The sequence below is a fragment of the Streptomyces sp. SID14436 genome (genome assembly GCF_010548465.1).
Classification (GTDB): Bacteria; Actinomycetota; Actinomycetes; order Streptomycetales; family Streptomycetaceae; genus Streptomyces.
This window is the reverse complement of record NZ_JAAGMD010000188.1, coordinates 1-7,388: the sequence shown is the minus strand read 5'-3', so window position 1 is coordinate 7,388 and position 7,388 is coordinate 1. Positions and strand designations below refer to the sequence as shown.

Genomic DNA, 7,388 nt, shown 5'->3' with positions numbered 1-7,388 from the left:
TTCCGGACAACGCTCGCGCCCTACGTATTACCGCGGCTGCTGGCACGTAGTTAGCCGGCGCTTCTTCTGCAGGTACCGTCACTTTCGCTTCTTCCCTGCTGAAAGAGGTTTACAACCCGAAGGCCGTCATCCCTCACGCGGCGTCGCTGCATCAGGCTTTCGCCCATTGTGCAATATTCCCCACTGCTGCCTCCCGTAGGAGTCTGGGCCGTGTCTCAGTCCCAGTGTGGCCGGTCGCCCTCTCAGGCCGGCTACCCGTCGTCGCCTTGGTGAGCCGTTACCTCACCAACAAGCTGATAGGCCGCGGGCTCATCCTGCACCGCCGGAGCTTTCGAACCCCGCAGATGCCTGCGAGGCTCAGTATCCGGTATTAGACCCCGTTTCCAGGGCTTGTCCCAGAGTGCAGGGCAGATTGCCCACGTGTTACTCACCCGTTCGCCACTAATCCCCACCCGAAGGTGGTTCATCGTTCGACTTGCATGTGTTAAGCACGCCGCCAGCGTTCGTCCTGAGCCAGGATCAAACTCTCCGTGAATGTGTACCCGTGATCGGGTGTCACACCACGAGAGCGGAACCACCGGAGGAATAGTCCGGCGGTTCACAGCGTCCTCGCTGTGTGTATTTCAAAGGAACCTCGACCATCCGAAACCGGATGGACGGGGTATCAACATATCTGGCGTTGACTTTTGGCACGCTGTTGAGTTCTCAAGGAACGGACGCTTCCTTCGTACTCACCCTCTCGGGCTTTCCTCCGGGTGCTTCCCTTCGGTGTTTCCGACTCTATCAGATCTTTTTCTCGACCTGACCCCCAGTCAGCGGGGTCCGTCGCAGGTCGGGGGCTTTCGCCCGTCGGCCTTTCGACGATCACTACGTTAACCGATTCCCCAGCCCGATTCATAATCCGGTCCAGCGGAATTGAATTCAGGCATGCGAACATGACGAATTCGACCCCGCCGAGGGGGTGATCGTAGGTAGTGGTTTGGCCGCTTCCGGCTGCTGGCGAACGCCGTACCCGGTTCAAGTGGCTCGGAGAACATTACGCCCGCACCGGGGCCGAGTCAACTTCGCCGGCGCCTCGGCACGTGGGCCCGGTACGGGCTCACGGTCGGGTCGTCCGCGATCCAGAAGCGCCAGGGGTGCACGGCGCCCTCGCCGGCCACTCCCGTCCGCGGGCCGTTGCGCACCTGGTGGGCGGGGACGGCCGTGCCGCCGAGGATCCGCAGGGGGGAGGTGTCGTCCGGCGCACAGGCGTCCGTGCCGTCGAAGGACCGGTCGACACCGAGGGCGGTGGCGAGGCGGGCGGGGCCCTTGGCGAGTTCCTTGTCGTTGCGTGCCGAGAGCCGCCGGGTCCGGGCGAGCTCCACGCCCTCGATGATCTCCCCGGCGCGCAGCAGGACCCCGCTCGCACGGTCCTCGGGGCCGCAGACCAGGTTCATGCAGAACCACATGCCGTACGTGAAGTAGACGTAGACGTGCCCGGGCGGGCCGAACATGACGGCGTTGCGGGCGGTGCGGCCGCGATAGGCGTGGGACCCGGGGTCGTTGGGGCCGTCGTAGGCCTCGACCTCGGTCAGGCGGAGGGCGATCGGACCGTCCGGTGTGCTGTGTACGAGGGTGCGGCCGAGGAGGTCCGGGGCGACCTCGAGGACGGGTCGGTCGAAGAACTTCCTGGGCAGGGGCGTACGGTCGGGGGTCGCGATCATGCCGTCCGAGGGTACTGGAGGCGGTCGGTGCCACGGGGTGGTCACCGGGCCCCGCTGTTGTCAGGGTGACGTCCACGGAACCGGTCACGGCCGGATCGCGTTGTTAGGGATCGACGGTCCGCACGACAGACGACGGTCCGCACGGCACGGTCGAAAGCCACAGGGCGACAAAGGGGAGACACATGGCGTTCAAGAAGCTGCTCGCGAGCCTGGGGGCCGGCGGCGCGTCGGTCGAGACGGTGCTGCACGAGGTCAACGTCGTACCGGGCGGCGTCGTCCAGGGCGAGGTGCGCATCCAGGGCGGTTCGGTCGCCCAGCAGATCGAGGGGCTGTCGGTCGGGCTGCAGGCCAAGGTCGAGGTGGAGAGCGGCGACCAGGAGTACAAGCAGGACATCGAGTTCACCAAGGTGCGGCTCGGCGGGGCGTTCGAGCTGCAGGCGGGTGCGGTGCACGCGGTGCCGTTCGGGCTGGAGATCCCCTGGGAGACGCCGGTCACGATGATCGACGGGCAGGCGCTGCGCGGGATGAACATCGGGGTGAGCACCGAGCTGGAGATCGCGCGGGCGGTGGACTCCGGCGACCTGGACCCGATCAACGTGCACCCGCTGCCGGCGCAGAAGGCCATCCTGGACGCGTTCATCCAGCTGGGCTTCCGCTTCAAGAGTGCGGACATGGAGCGCGGCCACATCCGGGGGACGCGGCAGAAGCTGCCGTTCTACCAGGAGATCGAGTTCTTCCCGCCGCAGCAGTACCGGGGGCTGAACCAGGTCGAGCTGAGCTTCGTGGCCGACGAGCGGGCCATGGACGTCGTGCTGGAGATGGACAAGAAGCCGGGTCTGTTCAGCGAGGGCAGTGACACGTTCCGTTCCTTCCAGGTGGGGCTGGACGACTACCAGGGCACCGACTGGGCGGCGTACCTCAACCAGTGGCTGTCGGAGGTCGGCAGCAAGCGCAACTGGTTCTAGGGTCTTCCGTCTGGATCCTGCCGGGCCCGCGAGCCCGGCAGGATCCGAACGAGAGGCCCTAGGCTCGTGGGCGACCGGAGGCTGACGATTCAGGAGGTACTGAGGTGACCGAGCACAAGCGGCGGCCGCTCCCCCACGACTTCCATCCGCCCGTGCCGTCGTTCACGGTGACGAGTGAGGATGTCGAGGAGGGCGCGAGCCTCAAGGACGCTCAGGTCCACGCCGCCGGGAACACCTCGCCGCATCTGCGGTGGGAGGGTTTCCCGGAGGGGACCCGGAGTTTTGCCGTGACCTGCTTCGACCCGGACGCGCCGACGGGCAGCGGGTTCTGGCACTGGGTGGTGTTCGACATCCCGGCCTCGGTGACCGAACTGCCGACGGGTGCCGGCAGCGGGAAGTTCGAGGGTCTGCCGGAGGGCGCGGTCCACGTGCGCAACGACTACGGCACCCGTGACTTCGGCGGGGCGGCGCCGCCGCCCGGTGACGGCCCGCACCGTTACGTGTTCACGGTGTACGCCGTGGACCAGGAGAAGCTGGGTCCGGACGCGGACGCCACGCCCGCCGCGGTGGGCTTCAACCTGCGTTTCCACACGCTCGCCCGTGCGCATCTGATCGGCGAGTACGAGGTGCCTGCCGGATCCTGACCGGATCCCGACGTTCACGGAACGTTTGCCTGCCCCTGGTCGCGGAATTGATCAGGGGCGGGCATTTTTTTGTTGTCGGGGATCGCGGGGGCGTTCCCCGCGGAGCAGCAGATATTGCGTTGTCCATCTCGGCGTGCCCGGCCAGAGTTGACCCCAGCCCGCCAGGGGGTGGGCCGGTGCACACAGGAGGTGGGCTGGTATGCGGGACACGCTGGTGCTGAACGCGAGCTTCGAGCCGCTGTCGACGGTGACGCTGAACCGAGCCGTCGTTCTGGTGCTCCAGGACAAGGCCGTCGTCGAGCAGGCCCACCCCGAACTGCGCATGCGGGGGGCCGCGGTCGACATACCGGCGCCCCGGGTGATCCGGCTCTGCCGCTACGTACGGGTGCCGTTCCGAAGACAAGCGCCCTGGTCCAGGCGGGGTGTGCTGGTGCGGGACCGGCACCGGTGCGCCTACTGCGGGCGGCGGGCGACGACCGTGGACCATGTGGTGCCGCGGTCCAAGGGGGGCCAGGACACCTGGCTGAACACGGTCGCGTCGTGTGCGGAGGACAACCACCGCAAGGCGAACCGGACGCCGGAGCAGGCGGGGATGCCGCTGCTGCGTCGGCCTTTCGAGCCGACACCCGCCGACGCGATGCTGCTGGCGCTGGGCGCGGAGGACTTCGAGGCGTTGCCCGAGTGGTTGACGCTGGACGCGGCGTAGGTATGTCGCCGTAGGGGCCTTGTTGCTTCGTCGGCTGCGGGTGCGTCGTGGCTTGTCGCACAGTTCCCCGCGCCCCTGGGCGGGGGGCGGGGAACGTGTGCGGGCACGGCGCCCTTGGTTCAGCGCTAGTCGATCGAGGGCTTTTCTCGTCGTTCCTGGGCGGGGACGGTGCCTCCCGAGGCGCCGTTGCCGCCCAGGTTGGAGCCGAAGTTGCCGACGGCGCCGGAGAGGCCCTTGAGGGCGTCGCCGATCTCGCTGGGGACGATCCAGAGCTTGTTGGCGTCGCCCTCGGCGATCTTCGGGAGCATCTGGAGGTACTGGTAGGACAGCAGCTTCTGGTCCGGGTCGCCCGCGTGGATGGCCTCGAAGACGGTGCGGACGGCCTGGGCCTCGCCCTCGGCGCGCAGGGCGGCGGCCTTGGCCTCACCCTCGGCGCGCAGGATCTGGGACTGCTTCTCGCCCTCGGCGCGCAGGATCTCGGACTGGCGGACACCCTCGGCCTGGAGGATCGCGGCCCGCTTGTCGCGGTCGGCGCGCATCTGCTTCTCCATCGAGTCCTGAATGGAGGTGGGCGGCTCGATGGCCTTGAGCTCGACTCGGTTGACGCGGATGCCCCACTTGCCGGTGGCTTCGTCGAGGACGCCGCGCAGGGCCGCGTTGATCTCCTCGCGGGAGGTCAGGGTCCGTTCGAGGTCCATGCCGCCGATGATGTTGCGCAGGGTGGTGACGGTGAGCTGCTCGATGGCCTGGATGTAGCTGGCGACCTCGTAGGTCGCGGCCCGCGCGTCGGTGACCTGGTAGTAGATGACGGTGTCGATGTTGACGACCAGGTTGTCCTGGGTGATGACCGGCTGGGGCGGGAAGGGGACGACCTGTTCGCGCAGGTCGATGCGGTTGCGGATGGTGTCGATGAACGGGACGACGATGTTCAGGCCCGCGTTCAGGGTCCGCGTGTAGCGGCCGAAGCGCTCGACGATGGCGGCGCTGGCCTGTGGGATGACTTGGATCGTCTTGATCAGGGCGATGAAGACCAACACCACCAGGATGATCAGGACGATGATGATCGGTTCCATCGTCGGTTCCCCGTACCCTTCTTCGCCTCGGCGCCTTCGGCAGGTCGTGTGCCTGGAAAGATCTTGCTGGTCGAGTCTGTCAGACCGCGGCGCAACACGGGGCCGGATCGGCCGGGTTGCGTCGTGTGAGGTCACATGACGATGGCGGTGGCTCCCTCGATGTCGACGACGTCCACTTCCTGGCCCACCTCGTAGGAGCGGTCGGCTTCGAGTGCGCGGGCGGACCAGACCTCGCCGGCCAGCTTGATGCGTCCGCCGGACCGGTCGACGCGTTCCAGGACGACGGCCTGTCTGCCTTTCAGGGCGTCGACGCCGGTGGAGAGTTGGGGTGGCCGTCCGGCCCGGTGTCTGTTGGCGATGGGGCGTACGACGGCGATGAGGGCGGTCGAGACGACGGTGAAGACGACGACCTGGGCGACCGCGCCGCCGCCGAAGATGCCGGAGGTCACGGCCGCGGCGACCGCGCCCACCGCGAGCATGCCGAGTTCGGGCATCGCGGTGATCACCAGAGCGATGCCGAGTACTGCCGCGCCGATCAGCCACCACAGCCATGCGTCGATGTCCACATGGTCATGGTAGGACCGCGCACCCGTCGCCGACAGGGCACCGGCCCCTCCGGTCCGGCCGAAATTGCCCGTGGGCCACGGGATTTGGGGGTGCGGGTGCCCGCTCAGACCATCGGGAGGCCCTGGGCGGTCCAGCGGTCGCCGACCTGTTCGACGACGAGGGGCAGCCCGAAGCAGAGGGACAGGTTGCGGGAGGTGAGTTCGAGTTCCAGCGGGCCGGCGGCGAGGATCTTGCCCTGACGGATCATCAGGACGTGGGTGAAGCCGGGCGCGATCTCCTCGACGTGGTGGGTCACCATGATCATGGAGGGGGCGATCGGGTCGCGGGCGAGTCGGCCGAGACGGCGGACGAGGTCCTCGCGGCCACCGAGGTCCAGACCGGCGGCGGGCTCGTCGAGGAGCAGCAGTTCCGGGTCGGTCATCAGGGCGCGGGCGATCAGGGTGCGCTTGCGCTCGCCCTCGGAGAGGGTGCCGAACTTGCGGTCGAGGTACTCGGACATGCCGAGGCGGTCGAGGAACGCGCGGGCGCGCTGCTCGTCGATGTCCTCGTACTCCTCCTGCCAGCCGGCGGTCATGCCGTAGGCGGCGGTGAGCACGGTCTGCAGGACCGTCTGCTTCTTGGGGAGCTTGTCGGCCATGGCGAGGCCGGCCATGCCGATGCGGGGGCGCAGTTCGAAGACGTCCGTGCCGGGTGTGCCGAGGGTCTCGCCGAGGATCGTGGCGGTTCCCTTGCTGGGGTAGAGGTAGCTGGAGGCGATATTGAGCAGGGTGGTCTTGCCGGCGCCGTTGGGGCCGAGGATGACCCAGCGCTCACCCTCCTTGACCGACCAGGAGACCTGGTCCACCAGAGCCCGGCCCTCGCGGACCACGGATACGTCCTGAAGCTCCAGAACATCGCTCATGAGCGCGTTGTCTCCCCTTGCAGTGTGGCCGGTCTCGGCAGTCGCTTACGCCTGTGGCTCGGTCCGCCGCGCCGATCGGGCGCAGCCCTCCATGAAATCTACGCCACCGGCCGACCGGTGCGTTCCATCGGTCCGGTTCTCGGGCTTTCGGCGGGCCCGCCGCGGTGGGGCGGGGGCCGCCTAGGGTGGGGGGATGTTCTCGGAACCACGCTCTGGACGCCTTGCCGCATGGGGAAATGCCCTTCTTGCCGGATGCGTCTCGCCGGATGACGCCGTGCTCGCGATCGTCGGCGAGGACGTCGTGCACCGGGTGGCGGGGCTGCCGGGCGAGGCGGCCCCGGTGGGGCTGACGCTGGCGCTGGGGCGGCTGCGGTCGCTGGGGGCGACCGGGCTGCGGGTCGCGCTGCCCGCGCCGGGGCATCCGCTGGGGCTGAGCGGTCCGCCGGAGTTCAACGCGCGGGCGCTGGAGGCCGGGGAGGCGGTGGTCTGTCACGGTGCCGCTCTCGGTCTGGTGCCGGAGGTCGCCAAGGCCGGGCCGGAGGGCGACGTGCATGTGGAGGTGGTCTGGCACTGCCTGGCGGTGCGGGAGGCGCCGCCCGCCGACGTGCCCTCGCTGGGTGAGGCGGAGCGGGAGCTGGCGGAGGCGCTGCGGGAGGCCACGGAGGTGCTGACGCGGCTGGACGTGGCCGGGTCGGGGCCGGTGGCCGAGGCGGCGATCGACGCGTACCGGGCGCGGGCGGAGCGGGGCGGGGAGGTGCTGGCGCCCGGGTATCCGCCGCGTGCGGTGCGGGTGCTGGAGCTGGCGCAGCGGGTGGGGGCGCTGGTCGAG

At 68.8% G+C, this 7,388-nt stretch carries 8 protein-coding genes and 1 rRNA gene; 4 read left to right on the top strand and 5 right to left on the bottom strand.

Annotated features, from left to right (window positions below):
- Together G3I53_RS06815 and G3I53_RS06810 are read right to left on the bottom strand one after the other, a co-directional pair.
- A 16S ribosomal RNA gene (locus tag G3I53_RS06815) occupies positions 1-535 on the bottom strand; the annotation flags it as partial.
- 523 nt (positions 536-1,058) lie between these two features.
- Positions 1,059-1,703, bottom strand: coding sequence for a DNA-3-methyladenine glycosylase (locus tag G3I53_RS06810; RefSeq protein ID WP_164334069.1), 645 nt, complete (start codon positions 1,701-1,703; stop codon positions 1,059-1,061).
- Between the two features lie 182 nt (positions 1,704-1,885).
- Between G3I53_RS06810 and G3I53_RS06805 the strand changes: the two genes are divergently transcribed.
- From G3I53_RS06805 to G3I53_RS06795, 3 genes are all read left to right on the top strand, one after another.
- Positions 1,886-2,668 carry a sporulation protein gene (locus tag G3I53_RS06805; protein WP_164334068.1) on the top strand — a complete coding sequence of 261 codons (783 nt, stop codon included), beginning with the start codon at positions 1,886-1,888 and terminating at the stop codon, positions 2,666-2,668.
- 104 nt (positions 2,669-2,772) lie between these two features.
- Positions 2,773-3,312, top strand: a complete 540-nt coding sequence (locus G3I53_RS06800; protein ID WP_164334067.1) for a YbhB/YbcL family Raf kinase inhibitor-like protein — start codon at positions 2,773-2,775, stop codon at positions 3,310-3,312.
- Positions 3,313-3,511: 199 nt separating this feature from the next.
- Positions 3,512-4,018, top strand: a complete 507-nt coding sequence (locus G3I53_RS06795; RefSeq protein WP_164334066.1) for an HNH endonuclease — start codon at positions 3,512-3,514, stop codon at positions 4,016-4,018.
- A gap of 125 nt (positions 4,019-4,143) precedes the next feature.
- Here the strand turns inward: G3I53_RS06795 and G3I53_RS06790 are convergent, their stop codons facing one another.
- From G3I53_RS06790 to G3I53_RS06780, 3 genes are all read right to left on the bottom strand, one after another.
- Positions 4,144-5,091 (bottom strand): SPFH domain-containing protein, encoded by a 948-nt coding sequence (locus G3I53_RS06790; protein WP_164334065.1) that lies wholly within the window; start codon positions 5,089-5,091, stop codon positions 4,144-4,146.
- Positions 5,092-5,222: 131 nt separating this feature from the next.
- Positions 5,223-5,657, bottom strand: a complete 435-nt coding sequence (locus G3I53_RS06785; protein WP_164334064.1) for an NfeD family protein — start codon at positions 5,655-5,657, stop codon at positions 5,223-5,225.
- A 104-nt stretch (positions 5,658-5,761) separates the two neighbouring features.
- Complete coding sequence (locus G3I53_RS06780; RefSeq protein WP_164334063.1) at positions 5,762-6,559, bottom strand: ABC transporter ATP-binding protein; 798 nt, start codon at positions 6,557-6,559, stop codon at positions 5,762-5,764.
- A gap of 193 nt (positions 6,560-6,752) precedes the next feature.
- Here G3I53_RS06780 and G3I53_RS06775 point away from each other — a divergent pair.
- On the top strand, positions 6,753-7,388 hold a 636-nt coding region (locus tag G3I53_RS06775), incomplete at its 3' end, for a hypothetical protein (protein WP_164438120.1).